This window comes from Pseudomonas sp. GW821-FHT02A08, assembly GCF_059422045.1.
The window spans coordinates 1-22953 of record NZ_JBWKWD010000044.1 but is presented as its reverse complement, the minus strand read 5'-3'; the positions used below and the strand labels follow the sequence as shown (position 1 = coordinate 22953).

The following is a 22953-nucleotide window of genomic DNA, read 5'->3' as shown; positions in this document are numbered from 1 at the left end:
GGCCTGTTGCAGGCCGTCACCCCCACATCGGGTCAATCAGGGTTTGCGCGCAATGATCACCTGACTTTTCGCCACCACCGCATCCAGCGCCTGCTTGATCTGCGTGCCCCGTGGCGAGGCCAGGATCGCCTGCCAGGTATCCGCCCAGTGATTGAGCAACGGATGGTCCGGGTTGCTGAAATCGACCTTGGCTTCCCAGAACAGCAGCATCCACATCGACCAGTAGAATCCGTACTGGCTGTGGCTGATCACCTCCAGGCCGGCATCACTGACCATGGCCTTGAACTGCTCTTCGCTGATGATGCGGATGTGGTTGGGCTTCTGGAAATACTCCGCCGCCGCAATGTCTTTCTGCAGGTCTTCGGAGCTGGGGTGCGGGACGCTCAGCAGGTACAACGCGCCCGGTTTGCCGACGCGCACCAGTTCAGCGAGGAACTGCGCCGGATCGTCCACGTGCTCGATGACCTCGGTCGACACCACCCGGGTGGCGGTCCCATCGGCAATCGGCAGCGGGTTGCAGTCGGTGACATGACATTCGACGTCGCGGGCCGGTGTATCGCCCAAGCGCTGACGGGTCGCCTCGACCTTGGCCGCGTCGATATCGGCGATGATGATCTTCGCCCCGCGCATCCCGCAGAAATGCACGTTTCCGCCGTCTCCACAGCCGACATCGAGCAGTGTGTCCTCGGGGGTCACCGGGAAACCGGTGAACAGTTCGCCGGTCTGCTGATTGAACCAGCCGCTGAGCATCGCATCGTGCAGGCCGAGCATGTAGGGGTCGACTTTCTCCGCCACTGGCGCCGCGGACGGTGTCTCTGGCTGCACAGGCGCGGGCGTGCCCGCCGTGAGTTTCTTCAAAAGGCTCAGCATGAGGTGGCTCCAGAGGATGGGACGGCTGTTCGGGAGGTGCCCAGGCGTTTGACCAGCGAGGCGCCGCGGTTGCGCATGGGCATTTCAATGAAGCGATAGTTGAGTTCGCTCAGCAGCACGATCAAGCCGCCAGCCATCAGCAACATCAGAATCGGATGGCCAGCCGGACTGGGCAGCCCGGCAGCCTGTAACCGGAAAATGAATTCACGAACCAGCAAGTAGGCCGGGATATGGATCAGGTAAATCCCGTAGGAACGGCTGCCGACCCAGGTCATCAGGTTTTTGAACACGCCGCGCGACAACAGGTAATCGCGGTTGTAAGAAGCGATCCAGACCAGCAGCGCGCACAGCACCGCAATCACGCCGATCCGGTAAGAAGTGAAGGTGAATCGATCCGTTGCCATGAAGCTGAGCAGCAGCGACACCGTGATCAGTGTGGCAACACCCGCCCATGGACGACGCAAGAATTTTGGCTCCCGGCGCAGGTACGACGGTTGCGTACTCCACATCGCCAACAGCACGCCAAGGGCCAGCGCGTCGGTGCGCACCACCATCAGGATCGGTGTGCGCAAGGTGAACAATTGAACTGCCACCAGCGCCAGCAACGCCCACACCAGGTGCTTGCGAAACAGCACGATCATCAGTGGGAACAGCAGGTAGAACTGCTCTTCCAGCGACAGGCTCCAGTACACGAAACTGGTGCCATATTCGTAATGATAAAAACTGTCGGCAAAGCGAAAGTTGGCGTACTGGGCGATGCCGGCCAGGGTCGCCTGAAGGTTCGCGTGCAGGGTGCCGAACGCGCCGGAGCGGTTGAGAAAAAGGCACGCCAGCAACATCAGCGCCAGCCATAGCCAGGCCGACGGCAGCAATCGAAAGGCCCGGCGCAACCAGAAATTGCGCGTCTGTTGCCAATATTCCTGACGCGTTGTGCAGCGGCGCATGGCCGGGATCAGGCTGCGAGCAATGACGAAGCCCGAGATCGCGAAAAACAAATCCACGCCCCACCACGGCTGGCTGTACAGCGTGATGGCCTGCAACACCGGCACCGCCGCCGCGAACAGGCTGTCCTGCAGGTGATGAAACAGCACGCCAAGCACCGCAATGCCGCGTAGCAACTCGATATCCATGATCCGGTTTTCGTTGCTCATGCGCCCTCCCGGACATGAGGTTTGCGGGCAATGATCACCTGGCTCTTGGGCATGAACCGGTCCAGCATCTGCTTGATGGCCAACCCGTCGGGCTGGGCCAGCAAGTCCTGCCAGGTTTTCGCCCAGCTTTCCATCAACGGTGGATACGGCGCCTGAATCCGGTCGCGAACCGCGCCCCCCAATTCACGCCCGGCAGCCCGCTCGCTGGCCCAGAAAAAAATCATGCCCATGACCCAGAAAAACCCGGTGGCCTGGCGATGCTCGATGACCAGGCCCGCGTCTTCCACCAGCGCGGCGAATCGCTCGGGGCTGAAAATCTGCACGTGATTGGGTGATTGAAAATAGCTGGCCGGAGCGATGCCTTTCTGCAAATGCTCGCCCACCGGGGACGGCACGCTCAGCAGGTACAGAGCGCCGGGGCGGCCCATACGCACCAGTTCGGCCATGAAGGGTTCTGGCTGATCGATGTGTTCGAGCACTTCCATGCACACGACTTTGCTGGCGCACCCGTCGGCCAATGGCAGCGGCAAACTGTTACTGACCAGTCCCAGGTTCGGTTTGTCCGATTGCGCCGCCACTTGCCGGGCAAGCTCGCTGACCTTGTCGTGCTCACTGTCGGTGAAGATCACCGAAGCGCCCTGGCGGACCGCGAACAAGGTCGCCACCCCTTCACCGCAACCGACATCCAGCAAGGTGTCGCCGGCGGTGATGGCAAACCCTTTGAGCAATTCGCCGCTGTCACCCGAAAACCAGCCGTCATGCATTGCATCGTGCAAGCCCACCTCTCTTGGCGACACACGGGATTGCTCGACCGGTGACGGCGCGGGCCGGGGCTCGGGTTTCGTCTCTGGAAAGAAACGTCTGACCAATGCGCGAATCATGCCTCGGGGGTTTCCACGACACGGTTCTCGAACAGGCGCTCAAAAAATACGCCGAGCCTCTGCCCGGCAGTGGCCTGACTGCAGAATTTCCTGAGGCTGGCCACTGCGTGCACGGACATCTGTGCATAACGCCCGGGATCACCCCTGGCCACGTCATAGCTCGATTGGTAAGCCCTGCACAACGACGCCCAATTGGTGACGTAACGCAAGGTACGAAACGCCCTGCGCGGGTCATGAGGCCAGGCCGTCAGCTCATCGGTGGAGTCAATCAGGAATGCATTATCGGCATCCAGATAATCGATCATCGCCGTGGTTCGTGGCGCCACCGCCGGTTTGCCACAGGACATGAACTCCATCAGTGGAAGACATTGGCCTTCGCCGTAGGACGTGTTGACCACGTAACTCGTGGCTTGCACCAGTTGCTCATAGTCCGCGTCAGCCAGATAGCCGTAAATCAGCACGACCCGGCAGCGGTAAGACTGGTTTTTGTACAAGTGGTGAAGGATGTCGGTCAGCGCTTCCTCGGCATCGTGGTGCGTCAGTTTGAGCACCAGCGTTGCATCGTCCACCTCGCGAAACGTCACGCAAAAGGCACTGAGCATGTCTTCCCAATTCTTGCGCCCGTCACCGGGGTTGAACACCGAGGTGTAAATCACGCCGTCGAGGATCAACTCGTGTTCACTCGGCGGGGCCTTGAAATCAATACCCGTACCTTCGCGAGTGGCCACGGGGCCGAAGGCTCGCAAGTCGAGTTCGCGGCTGTCGGCCAGCAACCCCTTGAGCTTCAACCGCACCTGGCTGGCCAGGGGCTGACGTTGCAAGTGGGCGCCGCGTTCGGAAAACCGGTCCCATACCGGGGCCGGTACCGCGATGATCGGATAGTCGACGCCCATCGCCTCGCGCACCGCATTCACGGTGTAGCTGGAATGTGTAATCGCCGCACCTGCTGCCTGCAACACCGTGCGCCAGTCATTGAGCGGGTCACCGGCAAAGGGTTCGTTGGGGATGGTGCTGAATTCCCACGCGAACACCGGCAGCGTCGGGCAGGTGAAATTGACCGGCGTGCGATGGGGCGGTGAGAACGACAGGAACACGCACGCTTCACCACGGGACAAACAGTCCATGTACAAGGCATCGACTTCGGCCTGCGGGTCGCTGACTTCTACCACTCGCCCCAGTCGCTCCAGCACGGGCCGGTACTCCTTGAGCACGAAGTAATAGCTGTACTCCGAGCGGCCAAGGTTCTGGGCGATGGTGTGCTGGTTGGTTTCCGAATGAATGATGATCAGCATGAGGCGGTATCCGTCACGGTTGCTGTCGGCAAAGCCTGTGGCGCCAGCCCGAAAAAATCCGCCAGGCGTTTGTGCACCGGGGCGAATGCGCAGTAATCACGCATGCGCTCGACGGCGGCGAGGGACATGCGCTGATACTCCAGCGGTTGTTCCTTGGCCAGGCGGTAGCTGTTTTCGTAAGCGGTTTTCAGCGAACCCCAATCCGGCCGGTAACGCAGGGTGCGGTAGATGATGCGAGTGTCCTGCGGCCAGATGGTCAGCTCTTCGCTGGACTTGACCACAAACGCCACACGCTCATCGATGTAGTCCTCCATGGCCGTGTGATCCGGGGCAATCACCGGTTTACCGCTGGCCATGAACTCCATCAGCGGCAGGCACAGCCCTTCGCAGCGCGAGGCATTGACGTAATAACTGGCGGCTTCGTACAGCCGGGCGTATTGCGGGTCGTCCAGGTAGCCGTGCATGACCACCACCCGACAGGCGAACGGCGAAAGCTGTGCGAGCAACGTCATCAGTTCGTCGTGGTAGGACGACAGATCGCTTTGGGTAATCTTCAGCACCAGCGTCGCGTCAGACGTTTCACGAAACGCCCAGCAGAATGCGGTGATCAGTTGATGCCAGTTCTTGCGACCGTCACGCGGGTTGAACACGGTGACGTACACCACACCGTCAACCTGTGTTTCGACCTGGGCGGTGGTGTCCGGCCACTGTCGCGGTTCTGGCTCGGGTACTACAACCGTCTGCGGGCCTGCGATGGCCGGCAACCAGCCAGCGAGACGCTCATGGGCGGCATCCGACAACAAGTCGCGTATTCCTTCCCAATACCACTGACTTAGAAAATGCGTGCGATGCACCGGGACCGGTAGCGATTTACCTTTGTCCAGGCGCCACATATGCAGGTAATGCCGAGCAATCACCAGGCGACGCTTGAGCGTCAGCGGCGGTGGCTTCAATGCCTCCAGCTCGGCCTCGAGCGCCGCCAGTTCCTCGGCGGTCGGCACGACGGGAATCAGTGCATCGGCGCTCAGCCCGAGTGTGCGCGTATCGAAGATGCAACCCTTGATGCCCAGGGTCGAGCCGGCGCTGATCGGGACGCTGGTGTGGCGACTACGAATGTCGGCGAAGTTTTCCCACAACGGCGTCGGCAACACCAACACCGGAAAGTCTTCGCCCATGGTTCGACGAATCGCCCGGGCGGTATGGCTGGAGAGTGTGATCACCCGGCCCTGGCGCGCCAGCATTTGCGTCCAGTCCTGGCGCGGGTCGTTGTCCCATTGTTCATCGGGAATCGAATCAAACTCCCAGGCCACCACGCAGATCGTCGGGCACTCAAGGTCGTTCGGGGTTTTCTGCGGCGGCGTAAACGACAGGAACAGACTGTCTTCGCCGGCGGCCAATAATTGTTTGTAGAGCGGATCGACCTCGGCGGTGGAGGACACCACATGCACTCGCCCAAGGCTTTCGAGCACAGGGCGATACGCCTTGAGCACGAAGTAGTAACTGTACTCGGGACGGCCGAGACTCTGGCTGATGGAGCTGTCGTTGACGTCGGAGTAAAGAATAAAATTCATGGTATCCCACGGTGACGCCGCCATCCCGGCAGCCTCACGCCATGACGGGGAGAACACGGTTCGAGTCAGTGATTACTGGCGCTCGTCCATCGTCTTGCTGCCCGTCTTCGTTCTTGTTTTAGTGGTCAGTTTCTCGCAGTTTCGAAGCGACGCTGCCGAACCCCGGAAAATCGTGACGATGGGCATTCTAACCACATCCGTTGAGGATTCGTGAACCGCCCGACGAGAATAAATCAGGCTACGCTGACGAGAACTGACCGGTCACGATTGGACCTGTTGAAATTGCCGAGCAAATGGCACAGATTGACCACCAAACAACTACAACAAACATTTCATCTGTCTTTGCGAGTGATCCTGTTGGTTCGTAAGACCTTTCCATCAAGCCAATCGGGAATGGATGAAATGTATGACCGGGGGGTCGCTGTTGAAAAAGCGTCTGTTTGTCACGGGCCTGACTGGATTCACAGGGCAACACATCCAATCGCGTTTGCAGGCCGATACCTCGGAATGGGAACTTCTGCCTGTTCCTTGCCGCTACGATCTCGCCGCGCCGGACAGCCTCGAAGGCTTGTGGCCGGAATTGCCCGATGCGGTAATTCACCTGGCTGGCCAGACTTTCGTCCCGGACGCCTTTCGTGATCCGGCGCACACCCTGAACATCAATCTGCTGGGCACCCTGAACCTGCTGCAAGCTCTCAAGGCCCGCGGCTTCACCGGCACGTTCCTGTACGTCAGCTCCGGTGATGTCTATGGCCAGGTCACTGAAGCCGATTTGCCCATCACTGAAATGCAGCCTCCCTGCCCGCGCAATCCATACGCTGTGAGCAAACTGTCAGCCGAGTTCCTGAGCCTGCAATGGGGCCTGAGCGAGGACTTGCCCGTACTGGTCGCCCGCCCGTTCAACCACATCGGCACCGGGCAGAAAGACAGCTTCGTCATCGCCAGCGCAGCACGTCAGATCTGCCGGATCAAGCAAGGCCTGCAAGGGCCACAACTGGAGGTCGGGGACATCGACGTCACCCGCGATTTCCTTGATGTCGGGGACGTGGTCTCGGCCTACCTGGCCTTGCTGGAAAAAGGTACACCGGGGCAGGTCTACAACATTTGCTCAGGGCGCGAGCAGAGCATTCGCAGTCTGATCGAACAACTGGCGGATCTTGCCCAGGTCGACCTGCAACTGGTCCAGGACCCTGCACGGCTTCGCCGCGCGGATCAGCGGCGTGTGTGTGGCAGCCCTGCGAGGCTGGCCCAGACCACCGGATGGAAATCTGAAATCACAACACAACAATCCCTGCGGGCGATCCTGTCCGACTGGGAGAAGCGAGTACGACAAGAATGACTAAAAGTGCATTGATCACAGGTATCACCGGCCAGGATGGCGCGTATCTGGCCAAACTGCTGCTCGACAAGGGCTACAAAGTCCACGGCCTGGTGGCGCGCCGCAGCAGCGACTCGCGCTGGCGCTTGCGCGAGATGGGGGTCGAGGCGGACATCGTCTACCTGGAAGGCGACATGGCCGATGCCTGTTCAGTGCAGCGCGCGGTGATCAAGTCGGCGCCGGACGAGATCTACAACCTCGCCGCGCAAAGCTTTGTCGCGGCCTCCTGGGATCAACCGGTGACCACCGGCATCGTCGACGGCCTGGGCGTGACCCACCTGCTCGAAGCGATCCGTCAGTTCAGCCCGCACACGCGCTTCTACCAGGCGTCCACCAGCGAAATGTTCGGCCTGATCCAGGCCGAGCAGCAAGACGAGGACACCCCCTTCTATCCGCGCAGCCCTTATGGCGTGGCCAAGCTGTACGGCCACTGGATCACCGTGAACTACCGCGAAAGTTTCAACCTGCACGCCAGCAGCGGCATTCTGTTCAACCATGAATCACCGCTGCGCGGCATCGAGTTCGTGACGCGCAAAGTCACCGACGCCGCCGCCCGCATCAAGCAGGGCAAGCAGCAGGAACTGCGTCTGGGCAACATCGACGCCAAGCGCGACTGGGGCTTTGCCGGGGACTACGTCGAAGCCATGTGGCTGATGCTGCAACAGGACAAGCCCGACGACTTCGTGGTGGCCACCGGTGTGACCACCACCGTACGCGAGATGTGCCGGATCGCCTTCGATCATGTGGGCCTGAACTACCGCGACTACGTGAAGATCGACCCGGCGTTCTTGCGCCCGGCCGAAGTCGAAGTGCTGCTCGGCAACCCGGCCAAGGCCCAGCGTGTACTGGGCTGGAAACCAAAAACCGATCTGGATGCCTTGATCCGCATGATGATGGATGCGGACATGAAACGCGTCGCCAAGGAGTAGGCCATGCTGATTCCCGTGATTCTCTGCGGTGGTGCCGGGACAAGGTTGTGGCCGGTGTCGCGTGAAGACCATCCCAAACCGTTCATGTCATTGCCCGACGGCCAGTCGCTGCTGGGCAAGACCTATCGGCGTGCCGCGCAACTGATCGCCGGCTGGGGAGATATCGTCACGGTGACCAACCGCGAGTACTACTTCCAGAGCAAGGATCACTTTCGGGACGCGCACCTGGGCCGTCATCGCGGGCACTTCCTGTTGGAGCCGACGGGTCGCAACACGGCGCCGGCCATTGCTGCCGCCGCCCTCTCCCTCCAGGCCCTGCATGGCGACGACGCGATCATGCTGGTCATGCCCGCCGACCATCTGATCGTCAATGTCGACGCACTGAAGGACGCGGTCGAGCATGCCGTGACATTGGCCAGGTGCGGTCACCTGGTGACCTTCGGTGTCGTGCCGACCGCTGCGCAAACCGGTTTTGGCTACATTGAAACCGGCACATCGCTGGACGACAAAGGCGCTGCCCACGTGCGGCGCTTCGTCGAAAAACCCGACCTGCAAACCGCGACTCATTACCTGGAAAGCGGCAACTTCCTGTGGAACTCCGGGATGTTCTGCTTCTCGGTCGCCAGCGTACTGGCCGAACTGCAAACCCATGCTCCCGATTTGCTGGAGCAGACGCGAACCTGCATGGCCGCCAGTGCCGCGGTGGAAAACGCGGGGTGTTTGCAACAGGAACTGTCGCCGGCCCTGTTCGGCGAAATCATGGACATTTCCATCGACTACGCGTTGATGGAGCGCTCCGACAAGGTAGTCGTCGTGCCGGCCCGTTTCGACTGGAGCGACATCGGTTCCTGGGGTGCGGTGGCCGCGCTGGTACCGGCGGATGCACAAAACAACCGCGCCGTCGGCGAGTCGATTTTTATCGACAGCCATAACAACTTCGTCCACAGCGAAGACCGTCTGGTCGCGACCGTGGGCGTGGACAACCTGATCATCGTCGACACCGCCGACGCGGTGCTGGTGGCCCACGCCGACCGCGCCCAGGATGTGCGCCGGGTGGCCAGGCAACTCAAGGATAAAGAGCACGAAGCCTATCGCCTGCACCGTACGGTAAGCCGGCCATGGGGCACCTACACCGTGCTCGAGGAAGGCCCGCGCTTCAAGATCAAACGCATCGTGGTCAAGCCTGGCGCCAAGTTGTCACTGCAAATGCACCACCATCGCAATGAACACTGGGTGGTGGTCGAAGGCATGGCCAAGGTCACCAACAATGGCACAGGCACTCGCCTGGTGGCCAAGAACGAATCGACCTTCATTGCCGCGGGTCACAAGCATCGCCTGGAAAATCCCGGCGTGATCGACCTTGTGATCATCGAAGTGCAAAGCGGCGAATACCTGGGAGAGGACGACATCGTCCGCTTCGAAGATCAATACGGCAGGACGGTTTGAATGCTGCTTTCCCTTTACCGCACGCTGAGCAGCTATCGAGGGTTCATCCTCGGTAGCGTCCAGCGGGAGTTTCAGGCGCGTTATCGCAATTCGTTGTTCGGTGCCCTCTGGACCGTGCTCAATCCGCTGTCGATGATCATTGTCTACACCGTGATTTTTTCCCAGATCATGCGCGCGCGTTTGCCAGGGGTAGATGACGGCATGGCCTACAGCATCTACCTCTGCGCCGGGTTGCTGACCTGGGGCTTGTTCGCGGAAATCACCGTGCGCAGCCAGAACATGTTTCTGGATAACGCCAATCTGCTGAAAAAAATCAGCTTTCCACGGATCTGCCTGCCGGTGATCGTGCTGTTGAATGCCGGTATCAACTTCGCAATCATCATCGGCCTGTTCCTCGGCTTTCTGTTGATCACCGGTCGACTGCCGGGCCTGGCACTGTTTGCGCTCATTCCTCTGCTGGCGTTACAGGTGATGTTCTGTGCCGGGTTGGGGATTATTCTTGGCGTATTGAATGTGTTTTTTCGCGATGTCGGGCAATTTTTCGCCATCTGTCTGCAATTCTGGTTCTGGCTGACGCCAATCGTTTACCCGATGAGCATCCTGCCCGATTGGGTGCAGCGCTTGCTGCAACTCAACCCCCTGACCAACCTGATCACCAGCTACCAGAACATCTTCCTGTATGGCCAATGGCCCGTCTGGAGTTCGCTGCTGCCGATCCTGGTCGCCAGCGTTTTGTTTCTCGTCATCGGGCTGCGGCTGTTTCGGCAGAGGGTCGGTGAAATGGTGGATGAACTCTGATGGGGCACATACGCGTCACCGGCCTGGGCAAGGCCTATAAACAATACCCAACCCGGTGGAGTCGACTGGTCGAATGGCTGGTCCCGTTCTCGCCGATCCGTCATCGCCAGCATTGGGTGCTACAAGGCGTGACCTTCCAGATTGCCCCCGGAGAATCGGTGGGTATCGTCGGGGTCAACGGCGCCGGCAAAAGCACCTTGTTGAAGATGATCACCGGTACCACCCAACCCACCTGCGGCACCATTGAGCTCGAAGGCCGCGTCGCCGCCCTGCTGGAATTGGGCATGGGTTTTCATGCGGACTTTACCGGCCGGCAGAATGCGGTCATGGCAGGGCAACTGCTGGGCATGCAGGTCGAAGAAATAGAAGCATTGATGCCGGAAATCGAACGCTTCGCGGAAATAGGCGACGCCATCGACCACCCGGTGCGCACTTATTCCAGCGGTATGCAAATGCGTCTGGCGTTCAGTGTGGCCACCGCGCGGCGCCCGGACATTTTGATCGTCGATGAAGCACTGTCGGTGGGGGATGCCTACTTCCAGCACAAAAGTTTCGACCGCATCCGCAGTTTTCGCAAAGCCGGCACCACGCTGTTGATCGTCTCCCATGACCGCTCGGCGATTCAGTCGATCTGCGACTCGGCGATCCTCCTGGAAAACGGCCACATGGCCATGCACGACACCCCCGAATCCGTGATGGATTACTACAACGCCCTGCTCGCCGAGCGTGAAGGACAGACCGTGCGCCAGGAAGCCCTCGCAGGCGGCCAGGTCAGTACCATTTCGGGAACGGGTGAAGCCAGGATTCTGACCGTGCGCTTGCTCGACAATCATGAACGCTCCATCGACGCCGCCGAAGTCGGCCAGCCGGTCGTGCTGGAGGTGAATGTCGAGGTTCGCCAGGACATCGAACGGCTGGTATTGGGCTTCATGATCAAGGATCGCCTGGGCCAGGCCATGTACGGCATCAACACCCATCGCCAGGATCAGGCGCTGACCAACTTGCGGGCTGGCGAGCGTGTGACCTATCGCTTTGCTTTCGTCATGGGGCTGGGCAAGGGTAACTATTCCGTGGCGTTGAGCCTGTCACGCCTGGATTCACACCTGGACCGCAACTTCGAGTGGCGCGATTACGGGTTGGTGTTCCATGTGATCAACAACCGCCAGGAAGATTTTGTCGGCTGCTCGTGGCTGGCCGCGAAGACCACCGTCACGCGCTCGAGCGCGCCGGTCACCTCGGGGAGCACGCCATGACGCGTCTTTTGGTGGAGTGCACGCACGTATTCCAGCACCCCAAGGTCAATTCGGGTATTCAGCGGGTGGTGCGCAACGTCGTCAACCAGCTACCGGAGTCGGTCGGCGATGTTGAATGCATCCCGGTTGTGATGCTTAAGGGCAAGCTCTATCGGGTACTGCAACTCGGCGCGCTGAACATTCCGTTTTTCGATGCCTTGATGATCTTTGGTGGACGACTTGGGCGCTTGGCTCACCGCTTCTGGCAATTGCATCAGCGCTTGCACAATCAAAGCAACTCACGAGTGATCAAGCGTTTGCTGCACGTGGCCTACCGGGTGACAGCGGTCACCTGTTTCAGCCTTCCGCTACGTGCGATCGAGGGAATCAACCAGTATCAACTGCCCAAACGTTGCACGCCGCTGCAGCACCAACCGGGGGATCAACTGGTGCTGCTGGACTCGTCCTGGCACACCGATTTCTTCCCGTTTGCCGAACGACTCAAAAGTGAAGGCGTGGGCATCGTTTCGGTGATTTACGACCTGATTCCCGTGACGCATCCGCAGTTTTACGACACGCGGTTGGTGCAGGTTTTCAACGAGTGGTTCGACTGGATCACCCAAACCGCCGATGGCTACGTGGCCATTTCCGCCACGGTGCGCGATCAGGTGCGTGATGAATTGCAGCGCCGCCTGGGTCCTGCCAAGGCCAGTGAATTGTGGTTCGACTATTTCCACCTCGGCTGCGAACTGGACCTGAGCGAAGTCACGGCCGTCGTCGAGCCGCGCCTGACGCATATTTTCAAAACGCCGGAACCAGTGTTTTTGATGGTCAGTACCATCGAGCCGCGCAAGAACCACGACTACCTGCTGGACGCCTTCGAACGGGCCTGGGCGGCAGGCTCCAATGCCCGGCTGTGCATTGCCGGGCGAATCGGCTGGAAATGCGATGCACTGCTGACCCGGGTCCGTAATCACCCGCAGTTGAACCAACAACTGTTCATGTTCAACGACCTGAGCGACACCAGCCTCGAACATGCCTACACCCACGCCAGCTCACTGGTGTTTCCGTCTTTTGTGGAAGGCTTTGGCCTGCCGCTGGTAGAAGCCATGCAGCGTGGACTGCCAGTCATGGGCAGCGACATTGCGGTCTTTCGCGAAATCGGCGGCGAGTTCATGGCGTACTTCGATCTGGCCGAACCACAAAGCCTGGCTGACCTGGTCATTCGTTTCGAGAGCAGCGGTCAATTCCCGGCCACTCGTGACGTCGCGGACTGGCGCTGGATCGGCTGGCGTGAAGCCAGTGCGCAATTGGCCGAACACACCCTGCGCAATCTTTCGGACGTGCCGCTCGTACAAGAGAGGCAATATGCGCATTGCCCTTAACGCCCGCATCCTCCAGGCGCCGCGCACCGGCATCGGCCACTACGTCGTCGAACTGGCGAACGCCCTGGCGAGTGAACCGGATATTGAACTGGCGCTGTTTCATGGCTGGGGCTGGAGTACCGTGCTGCCTGAGGCGGCCATGCCCGGTTATTCCCGACTGACACCATTGCTGCGGCAGATTCCGGGGGCCTATCAGGCCCGACGGTGGCTGGAGCAGAAACGCTTCGATCAAGGCCGCGGGCAGGCCATCGACCTCTACCACGAACCGAGTTTGTGGCCGCTGTCATTCGACGGCCCGACAGTCATCACCCTGCATGACCTGACTCACCTGCACTATCCCGAAACGCAGCCACCGGCGCGCTTGCGAGAAATCGAACGGCGCGTGACCGGTGGCGTGCAACAGGCAAGCCTGATTCTGACCGACTCGCAGTCCATTGCTGACGAAGCCCAGGCCCATTTCGGGTTACCGGCCAAGCGATTTGTCGTCGCCCCACTCGGAGTAGCCGCGCGTTTTCACCCGCGGTCCCCCGAGGCTATCGACGCCGTACTCAAGACCCATGGCGTCGAAGCGCGGGAATACTTCCTCTGTGTCGGCACCCTGGAACCGCGCAAGAATTTGTCCCTCGCCCTGCGCGCCCACGCCCGATTGCCGGAATCAGTCCGTCAGCGTTTTCCATTGCTGATCGTCGGCATGGCCGGCTGGCAGCGCGAGCAGTTCAGCGAAGAATTGCACCAGGCCCTGGCCTGCGGTTGTGTCTGTTTGCTGGGCTATCTGCCTGACGAGCACGTTGCGCAGCTGTTGGCCGGTGCCCGGGCATTGATTTTTCCGTCGCTTTACGAAGGTTTTGGCTTGCCGGTGCTGGAGGCCATGGCCTGCGGCACACCGGTCATTCTGACCAGACGTTCGGCCATGCCCGAAGTCGCAGGCTCTGCGGGTAACTATGTTGAACCGGATGAAACAGACGGCTTGCGCGATGCAATGAGTCGTCTGATCGAGGATCTAGCGCATTGGCAGGCATGCCGAGAAGCCGGATTGCTACAGGCAAGGCTTTTTACCTGGGAGCGCTGCGCGCAAGTGACGGCCAACGCTTACCGCCAGGTTCTGGGAGGTTGAATGCGAGTTCTTCATTTTTTCAAGACGTACCTGCCTGACTCGGTCGGCGGGATCGAACAAGTGATTTTCCAGTTGTGCGAAAGCGGTGCCCTGCACGGCGTTGAAGGCAAGGTGCTGACACTCAGCGCCGATCCGACACCGCCGGTGATGCAGATCGCTCAACATGAAGTCCATCGAGCCAGGCTCGACATTCAGTTCGCCTCCACAGGGTTTTCCTGGAGCGTCTTCAAACAGTTTTGCGAGCTGGCAGCCGAGGCCGACGTGGTCAATTACCACTTTCCATGGCCGTTCATGGACCTGGTGCATTTCGCCAGCGGCCTGAACAAGCCCAGCGTGGTGACGTACCACTCGGACATCATCCGTCAGAAACAGCTGCTCAAACTTTACCGGCCGCTGATGAATCGCTTTCTGCACAGCGCCGACCGGATCATCGTTGCATCGCCTAATTACCTGCACACCAGTGATGTGTTGCAACAGTTTCAACACAAGACCCGAGTGATCCCCTATGGATTGAACAAGACCGGTTACCCACAGCCGGACAGCGATCGAACGGCCCACTGGCGGCAAAAGCTTGGCGACAAGTTCTTTCTGTTTGTAGGTGTGATGCGCTACTACAAAGGTTTGCACATCCTGCTCGACGCCCTGAAGGACCTGGATTACCCGACAGTGATTGTCGGTGCCGGCCCGCTGGAACTAGAGCTGCATGCACAGGCGGCCGCCTTGGGTTTACGCAATATTCACTTCCTCGGGCGTCTGGGAGACGAGGACAAGGTAGCGCTGCTGCAACTGAGCTACGCCATCGTGTTCCCGTCGCACCTGCGCTCCGAAGCCTTTGGCATTTCGCTGCTGGAAGGCGCGATGTATGGCAAACCGATGATCTCCAGTGAAATTGGCACTGGCACCAGTTACATCAACATCCATAACGAGACCGGACTAGTGGTGCCACCGAGTAATCCTTTGGCGTTTCGCGAGGCGATGCGCACGCTTTGGGAAAACCCGGTGCTGGCGGCGCAAATGGGCGAGAAGGCACAGGCCCGTTATCAGAATCTGTTCACGGCGGACGAAATGGGTCGCAAATGGGCAATGTTGTATGAGGAACTGCTGGAAGAAAAAACCCTCGCCTACGCATGAGGCCTTCCGGCAGATCCGAGTTACCCCTGCTGCTGCGTTGCAACAGTGTTACGATCGCGCAACTGTAGATTTTCCATGGCTTGCGCACTACGTGTGCAAGCCATGGACTGTTCCTATTGGCCCCTGACTTCCTGCTGACCGCCTATGCAACGCCTGCTCAATGACCGCCTGGACTGGAACCTGCTGCGCACCTTTCGGGTGATTGGTCAGGAGCAGAGCATCAGCCGCGCCGCCGCCCGCCTGCACCTGACGCAACCGGCAGTGAGCCAGGCACTCAAGCGCCTGGAAGAACAACTGGGCCGCCAACTGATTGCCCGTCGCGGGCCACGTTTTGTCCTGACCGAAGTCGGCGAGCAGATCTTCGCCCTGGCCGGGGAAATCTACGGGCAAATGTCCCAGGTCAGCAGCGTGCTGGAACAACCGGCCGACGAAGTGATCGGCAAGGTGCGGTTGCTGATCATCAGCCGGATTTTCTCCGAGCGCTTTGATGACTTCCTCGCCGACTTCCATCGCCAATACCCGCGAGTGGACCTGGAAGTCGACGTGATGCGCAGTTCCGACATCGTCAGCGCCCTCCAGGAAAAAACCGCGACCCTTGGCCTGAGCCTCAATCGGCGCCCGCAGCCACGCCTGGAGCAGCGCTTGTTCCTGCGTCAGCGCTATGCGTTTTTCTGCGGTAAGCACCATGGAATGTTCGGCCAACAGGACGTCGCCGAAGGGGATCTGCAACGGGAGAACTTCGTCAGTTTCACCAGCGACCAGATCGGCGGCATGCTCTCGCCGTTGACGATTTTCCGCGATCAACAGGGTTTCAGTGGCCGCATCGTCGCGTCCTCACCGAGCCTGGAGGAAGTCCGGCGACTGGTCATCGCCGGCTTCGGTATCGGCTGTCTGCCCGAACACGTGGTGGCGGCCGACGTTGACGCCGGATTGCTCTGGCGCCTGCCGCCCCACGAAGGGATTGCCGATGTAGACATTCATTTGCTGTGGAACCGCGAACAGCGCATGAGCCGTGCCGAGACAATCTTTCTTGAAAGCCTGCAACAACGGCTGACGGACTAAACGCGCAAGACCTGCGTCACCGGCTCACCGGCCAGCAAGCGTTCGAGCAGTCGCGGCTCGGCGCGATCCGAGGCCAGCGCCTGCTCGATGACAGCCTGCGCCGATACCGTGTCGAGAAACAACACGCCGTTGTCGTCCGCCAGCACCCAATCCCCCGGTTGCACCGTCACGCCGGCACAGTGGATGGGCTGGTTGATTCAGTGGCTAATCATCCATGTTGCGACTCCCCGGCAATCAGTTCGGCAACACAGTCGATCTCCAGCGATACGCCCCACAGCGCACCCGGGTGCCGGGTGCGCCGGACTTTTCTGCGGACGATAGATCGCTCATCACTGTCTCCAGGAATTCATCAAGAACTCGTTATTTAATTGTTTTGACTGGCAGTAAAACGGTTGAGGCGAAGGTTGTTGTTATGGCTCACCCAACCGGGCGGGCGAGTTCGCAGGGCATTTTCTATTGGTTCGATAGCGGTGGGTTCAATAACCCAGTAATCGGTCGGCACAGTTCAATAACGGTTCACCGTTATTCAATCGACGGTAGTTTTCCGCCACTTGTTCGGCAATACAGTCATGGGAAGCCGCCGAAGCCATGTGCGGGGTGATGGTGACACCGGGCATTGTCCAGAGCCGGTGATCGACCAGCAGAGGTTCCTCTTCGAAGACATCCAGCAAGGCGCCGCGCAACTGCCCGTTCGCCAGGGCCTGTTCGAGGTCATCGATGTTCAAATGACCGCCCCGGCCGCAGTTGACCAGTCCCGCGCCACGGGCGAGCCGCTCGAAAGTGGTCCGTCCGAGAATCCCGCGGGTTTCGCGGGTGAGGGGCAACAGGTTGATCAGCAACTCGACACCGTCGAGAAACGGATGCAACGCATCAGCCCCGGCGAACGTGCGCACACCCGGCAAGTCCTTGTTGCGCCGTGCCCAGCCGCGCACGTCGTAACCGGCTGCGACCAAATCCAGAGCAATCGCGCTGCCCAGCGATCCGAGCCCCATTACTCCGACCTTGAACTGCCCCGCCGCCCGTTGCAGCGGCCGCTCCCAGCGTTGCTCCCGCTGTTGCGACAACACCTGATCGAAACCGCGGTGATAGTGAATCACGGCCCAGCGCACGTATTCGGTCATGCCCTGGCGATGACCCGGGTCGACCACACGGCAAACCGGCAGGTCCGGGCACGACGGGTCGTGATCGAGGTGATCGATACCGGCGGCCACCGAGTGGACCACCTGCAGGTTCGGCAATGCACCGAGACTGCCCGGCAAGGGAAACCAGCACGCCGCCATCTGTGCATCCGCCGCCCGGGAATCCTCGGCCAGCACGGCGGTAAGCTGCGGCGCACTGCGGGCAAACGCCGCCTGCAATTGCTTGAGCAGCAGGGCGTCGCGGGACAACAGGACCACGGTATTGATGACGGTGCTCATGACAAATAAGACTCGCGCTGGGATTCGATCAGGGTCAAAGCGGCCTCCCAGGCCAGGTCGATGATGTTGTCCTGCTCATCACGGTCAAACTGTTCGGCGGTGTGCGCGCAGACTTCCGGCGACGGGTAATGCAATGCCGAACCACCGGCCAGTGCCTGCACCTGGGCCTGACAGGCGCGTTCCAGGAAGTGGATTTCCTGGAAGGCCTGGGCCACGCCCGAACCACCCACCAGCAAACCGTGGTTGCGCAGGATCATCGCCCGGTGCGGACCGAGGTCGGCGATCAAGCGCTCGCGCTCATCCAGCGACAGCGCGATGCCCTCGTAGGTGTGATAGGCCAGCTTGCCGTAGAACTTCAGCGCGTGCTGACTGATCGGCAGCAAGCCCTGCTTCTGCGCCGCGACCGCCATGCCGGCCGCCGTGTGGGTGTGGATCACACAGTTCAGGTCCGGACGCGCCATGTGGATCGCCGAGTGAATCACAAAGCCGGCGGCGTTGACCCGATGGCCGGCGTACTCCGGGTCGACCACCCGCCCTTCCTGATCGATGCGCACCAGGTCCGAGGCGCGCATGCGGTCGAAGATCACCCCGTAGCGGTTGATCAGGAAATGGTGTTCAGGCCCCGGAATCCGCAGCGTGATGTGGGTGTCGATCAGGTCGGTCATGCGAAAGTGCGCGACCAGTCGATACAGCGCCGCCAGTTCGCAACGGGCTTGCCATTCAACCGGGTCGATGTGTGCAGGTTTACTCACGAATACACCTCTTTGACAGCGTGGGTGACGACCGGGTTGGCGCGCAGGCGGGCCAGGCCGCAAACACCGATCAGGGACAGGGCCGAGAGCAGGGTGAAGAACACCGCCAGCGGCAACCATTGTCCGGAAAACTTGCTGGCCAGCAGCGTACCGATCAGCGGCGTGGTGCCCCCGGCCACGGCGCAAGCCAATTGGTAGGCGATGGAAATGCCCGAGTAGCGCAGGTGCACCGGGAAGGCTTGGGTCATGTAGCCGGCGATCACCGCGTACAGCGCCGAGAGAATCACCACCGCCAGGGCAATGCCGGCAGTCATGAACACAATGTTCTGCGTGCCTACCAGCAGGAACATCGGATATGGCGTGACCATGCACAGCAGCGCGACCCATTTGAGAAAACGACCTTCGCCGATACGTTCGGCGATCAGCGCCGAGAGCGGTTGTGAGAGCAACTGGATGACGGTCACCAGAAACAGGCAATCGAGAATCGTCGAACGGGCAATGCCCTGGTATTGGGTGACGTAGGTGATCATGAAGGTGTTAGTGAAGAAGAACCCGGCCGAGCCAATGGTCACGGCAGCGGCGGCGAACAGGATCTGCCGCCAGCAGGTGCGGATCACGTCCATCACCGGGTATTTGGCGGTTTCGTTGTTGTCCCTGGCCTTGGCGAATTCCGGCGACTCGTGAACCCCGGAGCGGATCAACAGGCCGACCATCATCAACACGCCGCTGGCGAGGAACGGCAAGCGCCAACCCCACGCGAGGAACTCGCCAGGCTCAAGGGACGTCACCAGACGGAAAGCGATCAGTGCCAGCAACAATCCGGCCGGGCTGCCCAGTTGCGCGAACGAGGCATAGAAGGTCTTACGCTTGGCCGGCGCATGCTCGCTGGCCATCAACACCGCCCCACCCCACTCGCCACCGACCGAAATGCCCTGAATAACACGCAGTACGATCAGGCCAATGGGTGCCCAGATGCCGGCGCTGGCATAGCTGGGCAACATACCGATGCCGGCGGTGGCAATGCCCATCAAGGCCATGGTCACCAACAGCATTTTCTTGCGCCCGAGGCGATCCCCCAGATGACCGAACACCATCCCGGCCATGGGCCGCGCAATGAAGCCGACCGCGAAACTACCGAACGCCGCGAGGGTGCTCATGACCGGGTCGCTGCTGGGGAAGAACACTTGCCCAAGGACCAGCGCCGCCGCGGTGGCGTAGATGTAGAAGTCGTAGAACTCGATGGTCGTGCCAATGAAGGCAGCGGCCGCGGCTCGGCGCGGTTGGGGAGTAGTGTGCATGCAAGGACCCTGTGTACTTATAGTTTTTGGGCAGGTGTTAAGGCTGATAACGGTTGCGCTCTGTGGCGCTTGTGGGCTTTATCGCTTCCATGCCAGGATTAGTCAATTTTCAAATCCTTATCTTTACTATTAGCACTGCTACTGTATGAGGTTATATGCCTTCCACTTCCAACCCGTGGGTCGGCCGGCGCTTTCTCAATGACCGCCTCGACTGGAACCTGCTGCGCACCTATCTGGTCATCGGCCAGGAAGGCAGCATGAGCCGTGCCGCCGCGCGACTGCACATCACCCAATCGGCGGTCAGCCAGGCGCTGAAGCGACTGGAAGAACAACTGGAATGCGTGTTGATTGCCCGTAGCGGGCGACGCTTTGACCTGACGGAAACCGGGGAAGAAGTCCTGCGAATAGCGGCGGATATCTATGGGGACATTTCACGCCTGGGGACGGTAGTGGAGAGCCGTCACGACGACGTGGTGGGCAAGATCCGCATCCTCACCGTCAGCGGCGTGCAGGCGCGGCATTACGATGATTTCCTCGCGGACTTCCATGAAACCCACCCGAAAATCGAGCTGGAAGTCGAGGTCATGGGCAGTTCGAACATCATCAGTTCGCTGCTGCAAAAGACCGCAACCATCGGCGTCGGCCTGTGCCGCTTGCCGCAGCCGCGACTGGAACAACGGGTACTGTTTCGAGAGACCTATGCTTACTTTTGTGGTCAGCGTCATCGATTGTTCGGGCAAGAGAACCTGGCCCTGGAACAACTGGCGGCGGAAAACTTCGTCAGCTTCACCAGTGATCAATTGGGCGGCAATCTTTCACCCCTGACGCTGTTCCGCGACCAGCAAGGTTTCACCGGCAAGATCGTCGCCTCATCCACCAGTTTCGAAGAAATTTACCGCCTGATTTGCGCAGGTTACGGCATTGGCGCCTTGCCCACCCATCTGGTGCGCCGGGATGTAGAGCAAGGTCTGCTCTGGCGCTTGCCGCCGGAGGACGGCGTGGTGGATTTCGATATCCAGCTGTTGTGGAATCGCGAACAGAAGATGAGCCAGGCCGAAACCGTGTTCCTCGAGAGCTTCCAGCACATGCTCAGCATCCGTGAGCCTGTGCTGTGAAGCCACGATGATTCAGACGTGAGGATCGCCTGGTGCCTTGCTCGGCGTTGCGTACTGCGGTTTGAGGTGGCCGTCCTGATCGAGTAGCCAGGCGTCCATGATCTGCCGCACCACGGGACCGGCCACGCGACCACCGGCCTCGCCGTTTTCGATCATCACCGAAATCACGATCTTCGGGTGCTCGGCCGGGGCGAAACCGACGAACAAGGCATTGTCGCGGTTACGCTCGCGGGTTTTCTCCCGGTTGTAACGTTCGCCCTGCTTGATCGCCACCACTTGCGCGGTACCGCTCTTGCCGGCGATACGGTACTGCGCACCCGCCGCTGCGGCCCGGGCAATCCCGCGGGCATCGTGCATCACCATCTGCATGCCATGGTTGACCTGCTCCCAGTCGCGAGGATCCTTGAGCAGAATATTGGGCATTGGATGCTCATCCACCGGCGCGACGCCGTCCACGGTTTTGGCCAGGTGCGGGCGATTCCACACGCCTTTGTTGGCAATCAATGCCGTCGCCTGGGCCAACTGCAGCGGCGTGACCTGCATGTAGCCCTGACCGATGCCGAGAATCACCGTCTCGCCCGGAAACCATGCCTGACGACGGGTGGCACGTTTCCAGGCTTGGGATGGCATCAGGCCGGGGGATTCTTCATTCATATCCAGGGAGACTTTCTCACCCAGTCCGAACATGGCCATGTAGTCGTGCAGGCGATCGATACCGAGCTTGTGTGCCAGGTCATAGAAGTAGGTGTCGTTGGATCGCATGATCGCCGCATCCATATCCACCCAGCCGTCGCCGCTGTGGTTCCAGTTGCGGTACTTGTGATCAAAATCCGGAAGTTGGTAATAACCGGGGTCGAACACGCGGGTCTGTGGCGTGACGACACCGGCATCAAGGCCGGCGATCGCCACTTGCGGCTTGATGGTCGAACCCGGCGCATAGAGACCGCGCAGCACACGGTTGAACAGCGGTCGGTCGATGGAGTCCCGTAGCGTGGAGTACTCCCTGGAGCTGATGCCGGTGACGAACAGGTTCGGATCGAAACTCGGGTTGCTGACCATGGCCAGCACTTCACCGGTCGACGGATCCAGCGCGACCACCGAACCACGGCGATCGCCCAGGGCTTGCTCGGCGGCTTCCTGAAGCTTGACGTCGAGGCTCAGGACAATGTTTTCGCCGGGCACCGGATCAGTGTGCTTGAGCACTCGCAGCACGCGCCCCTGGGCATTGGTTTCGACTTCTTCATAACCGACATGGCCGTGCAGTTGCGTCTCGTAGAATTTTTCGATCCCGGTCTTGCCGATGGATTGGGTGCCTCGGTACTCGACCGTATCCAGAGCCTTTGACTCTTTCTCGTTGATACGTCCGACGTAGCCGACCGAATGAGCGAAGTGCTCGCCCAATGGATAGTGCCGAACGAACTGCGGCTCGACATCCAGGCCCGGCAAGCGGAACTCGTTGACGGCGAGTACGGCGATCTGTTCTTCGCTCAGCTCATAGAACAGCGTCACGGGTACGAAGGGGTGACGTGCCTGCTTCATCGCCTTGTCGAACAGCGAGCGATCTTCAGCGGGCAAGTGCAGGAGATTGACCACCTCGTCCAGCTCTTCGTTGACATTGGATGCACGTTCGCGGGTGATGGTCAGGTTGAAGCTGGGGCGGTTGTCAGCGAGGAGTACGCCGTTGCGGTCATAGATCAACCCGCGGGTCGGTGTAATCGGCAGGACATGTACGCGATTGTTTTCGGAGATGGTCGAGTGATAGTCGAATTCGACTACCTGCAGGACATACAGGCGCACTACCAGTGCACAGGTGACAGCGGCAACGAACAAGGCGCAGGCCATGAGTCTTTTGTTGACCAGGCGTGTTTCTTTTTCGTGGTCCTTGATCGGTATCGGTTCAGGCACTTGTGCAGCAGCTCTTTGAAAAGAATGCCGATCCGTGAGCGCAGACTCAGTCCATTAAAAATGAGCTGCACCTTACCAAAACCGTGGAGTCAGGTTTGTGTGATTTTTTTTACAATTGACCTTGAATGGGCCGCTCGTGTTTTTTCGCGCGCAAAAACAAAACCCCAACTGCTTTCGCAATTGGGGTTTCGGAATTTAATCTTGACGATGACCTACTCTCACATG

General features: G+C 60.0%; 19 protein-coding genes and 1 pseudogene. 10 read left to right on the top strand and 10 right to left on the bottom strand.

Translation table 11 applies throughout. The annotated features are described in order from the left end of the window. Nucleotides 1-36: 36 nt before the first annotated feature. From AC07W4_RS24155 to AC07W4_RS24135, 5 genes are read right to left on the bottom strand one after another with little or no spacing between them, the layout of a single operon-like run. Nucleotides 37-870: a class I SAM-dependent methyltransferase gene (locus tag AC07W4_RS24155; RefSeq protein ID WP_495034264.1), complete on the bottom strand. Its 834-nt coding sequence runs from the start codon at nucleotides 868-870 to the stop codon at nucleotides 37-39. After that, a complete protein-coding gene (locus tag AC07W4_RS24150) occupies nucleotides 864-2021 on the bottom strand; it encodes an acyltransferase family protein (protein ID WP_495034263.1) in 1158 nt (385 codons plus the stop codon). Before AC07W4_RS24150 ends, AC07W4_RS24155 begins: the two co-directional genes overlap by 7 nt. Further along, entirely contained in the window at nucleotides 2018-2902 is an 885-nt protein-coding gene (locus AC07W4_RS24145) for a class I SAM-dependent methyltransferase (RefSeq protein WP_495034262.1), read from the bottom strand. The genes AC07W4_RS24150 and AC07W4_RS24145 overlap by 4 nt, the downstream gene beginning before the upstream one ends. Then, on the bottom strand, nucleotides 2899-4194 hold the full coding sequence (locus tag AC07W4_RS24140; protein ID WP_495034261.1) for a glycosyltransferase: 1296 nt from the start codon (nucleotides 4192-4194) through the stop codon (nucleotides 2899-2901). The genes AC07W4_RS24145 and AC07W4_RS24140 overlap by 4 nt, the downstream gene beginning before the upstream one ends. After that, nucleotides 4188-5765 (bottom strand): glycosyltransferase, encoded by a 1578-nt coding sequence (locus AC07W4_RS24135; RefSeq protein ID WP_495034260.1) that lies wholly within the window; start codon nucleotides 5763-5765, stop codon nucleotides 4188-4190. Before AC07W4_RS24135 ends, AC07W4_RS24140 begins: the two co-directional genes overlap by 7 nt. A 424-nt stretch (nucleotides 5766-6189) precedes the next feature. Here AC07W4_RS24135 and AC07W4_RS24130 point away from each other — a divergent pair, with 424 nt between their 5' ends. The 9 genes from AC07W4_RS24130 to AC07W4_RS24090 all read left to right on the top strand — a co-directional run bounded on the left by AC07W4_RS24130 (nucleotide 6190) and on the right by AC07W4_RS24090 (nucleotide 16240). After that, nucleotides 6190-7104, top strand: a complete 915-nt coding sequence (locus AC07W4_RS24130) for a GDP-mannose 4,6-dehydratase (protein WP_495034281.1) — start codon at nucleotides 6190-6192, stop codon at nucleotides 7102-7104. Beyond that, nucleotides 7101-8072 (top strand): GDP-mannose 4,6-dehydratase, encoded by a 972-nt coding sequence (gene gmd, locus AC07W4_RS24125; protein ID WP_495034259.1) that lies wholly within the window; start codon nucleotides 7101-7103, stop codon nucleotides 8070-8072. Before AC07W4_RS24130 ends, gmd begins: the two co-directional genes overlap by 4 nt. Nucleotides 8073-8075: 3 nt before the next feature. Continuing rightward, a complete protein-coding gene (locus AC07W4_RS24120) occupies nucleotides 8076-9518 on the top strand; it encodes a mannose-1-phosphate guanylyltransferase/mannose-6-phosphate isomerase (RefSeq protein WP_495034258.1) in 1443 nt (480 codons plus the stop codon). After that, nucleotides 9519-10316 (top strand): ABC transporter permease, encoded by a 798-nt coding sequence (locus AC07W4_RS24115; RefSeq protein WP_495034257.1) that lies wholly within the window; start codon nucleotides 9519-9521, stop codon nucleotides 10314-10316. Further along, entirely contained in the window at nucleotides 10316-11569 is a 1254-nt protein-coding gene (locus AC07W4_RS24110) for an ABC transporter ATP-binding protein (protein WP_495034256.1), read from the top strand. The genes AC07W4_RS24115 and AC07W4_RS24110 overlap by 1 nt, the downstream gene beginning before the upstream one ends. Continuing rightward, complete coding sequence (locus AC07W4_RS24105) at nucleotides 11566-12933, top strand: glycosyltransferase family 4 protein (RefSeq protein WP_495034255.1); 1368 nt, start codon at nucleotides 11566-11568, stop codon at nucleotides 12931-12933. Before AC07W4_RS24110 ends, AC07W4_RS24105 begins: the two co-directional genes overlap by 4 nt. After that, entirely contained in the window at nucleotides 12917-14047 is a 1131-nt protein-coding gene (locus AC07W4_RS24100) for a glycosyltransferase family 4 protein (protein WP_495034254.1), read from the top strand. The genes AC07W4_RS24105 and AC07W4_RS24100 overlap by 17 nt, the downstream gene beginning before the upstream one ends. After that, entirely contained in the window at nucleotides 14048-15178 is a 1131-nt protein-coding gene (locus tag AC07W4_RS24095) for a glycosyltransferase family 4 protein (protein ID WP_495034253.1), read from the top strand. Between the two features lie 144 nt (nucleotides 15179-15322). Then, nucleotides 15323-16240, top strand: coding sequence for a LysR family transcriptional regulator (locus AC07W4_RS24090; RefSeq protein ID WP_495034252.1), 918 nt, complete (start codon nucleotides 15323-15325; stop codon nucleotides 16238-16240). On the opposite strand, the pseudogene AC07W4_RS24085 reads toward AC07W4_RS24090, so the two are convergent. From AC07W4_RS24085 to AC07W4_RS24070, 4 genes and pseudogenes are all read right to left on the bottom strand, one after another. Continuing rightward, nucleotides 16237-16437, bottom strand: a pseudogene (locus AC07W4_RS24085) (RraA family protein); the annotation flags it as partial. The gene AC07W4_RS24090 and the pseudogene AC07W4_RS24085 sit on opposite strands and share 4 nt — an antisense overlap. Before the next feature lie 279 nt (nucleotides 16438-16716). Further along, entirely contained in the window at nucleotides 16717-17658 is a 942-nt protein-coding gene (locus tag AC07W4_RS24080; RefSeq protein WP_495034251.1) for a 2-hydroxyacid dehydrogenase, read from the bottom strand. Next, nucleotides 17655-18410 (bottom strand): class II aldolase/adducin family protein, encoded by a 756-nt coding sequence (locus AC07W4_RS24075; RefSeq protein ID WP_007988289.1) that lies wholly within the window; start codon nucleotides 18408-18410, stop codon nucleotides 17655-17657. The genes AC07W4_RS24080 and AC07W4_RS24075 overlap by 4 nt, the downstream gene beginning before the upstream one ends. Then, complete coding sequence (locus tag AC07W4_RS24070) at nucleotides 18407-19708, bottom strand: MFS transporter (protein ID WP_008051111.1); 1302 nt, start codon at nucleotides 19706-19708, stop codon at nucleotides 18407-18409. The genes AC07W4_RS24075 and AC07W4_RS24070 overlap by 4 nt, the downstream gene beginning before the upstream one ends. 155 nt (nucleotides 19709-19863) lie before the next feature. Between AC07W4_RS24070 and AC07W4_RS24065 the strand changes: the two genes are divergently transcribed. Beyond that, on the top strand, nucleotides 19864-20823 hold the full coding sequence (locus AC07W4_RS24065) for a LysR family transcriptional regulator (protein ID WP_495034250.1): 960 nt from the start codon (nucleotides 19864-19866) through the stop codon (nucleotides 20821-20823). Between the two features lie 12 nt (nucleotides 20824-20835). Here AC07W4_RS24065 and mrdA read toward each other — a convergent pair whose 3' ends face one another. After that, nucleotides 20836-22728 carry a penicillin-binding protein 2 gene (mrdA, locus tag AC07W4_RS24060; RefSeq protein ID WP_495034249.1) on the bottom strand — a complete coding sequence of 631 codons (1893 nt, stop codon included), beginning with the start codon at nucleotides 22726-22728 and terminating at the stop codon, nucleotides 20836-20838. Between the last annotated feature and the right edge of the window lie 225 nt (nucleotides 22729-22953).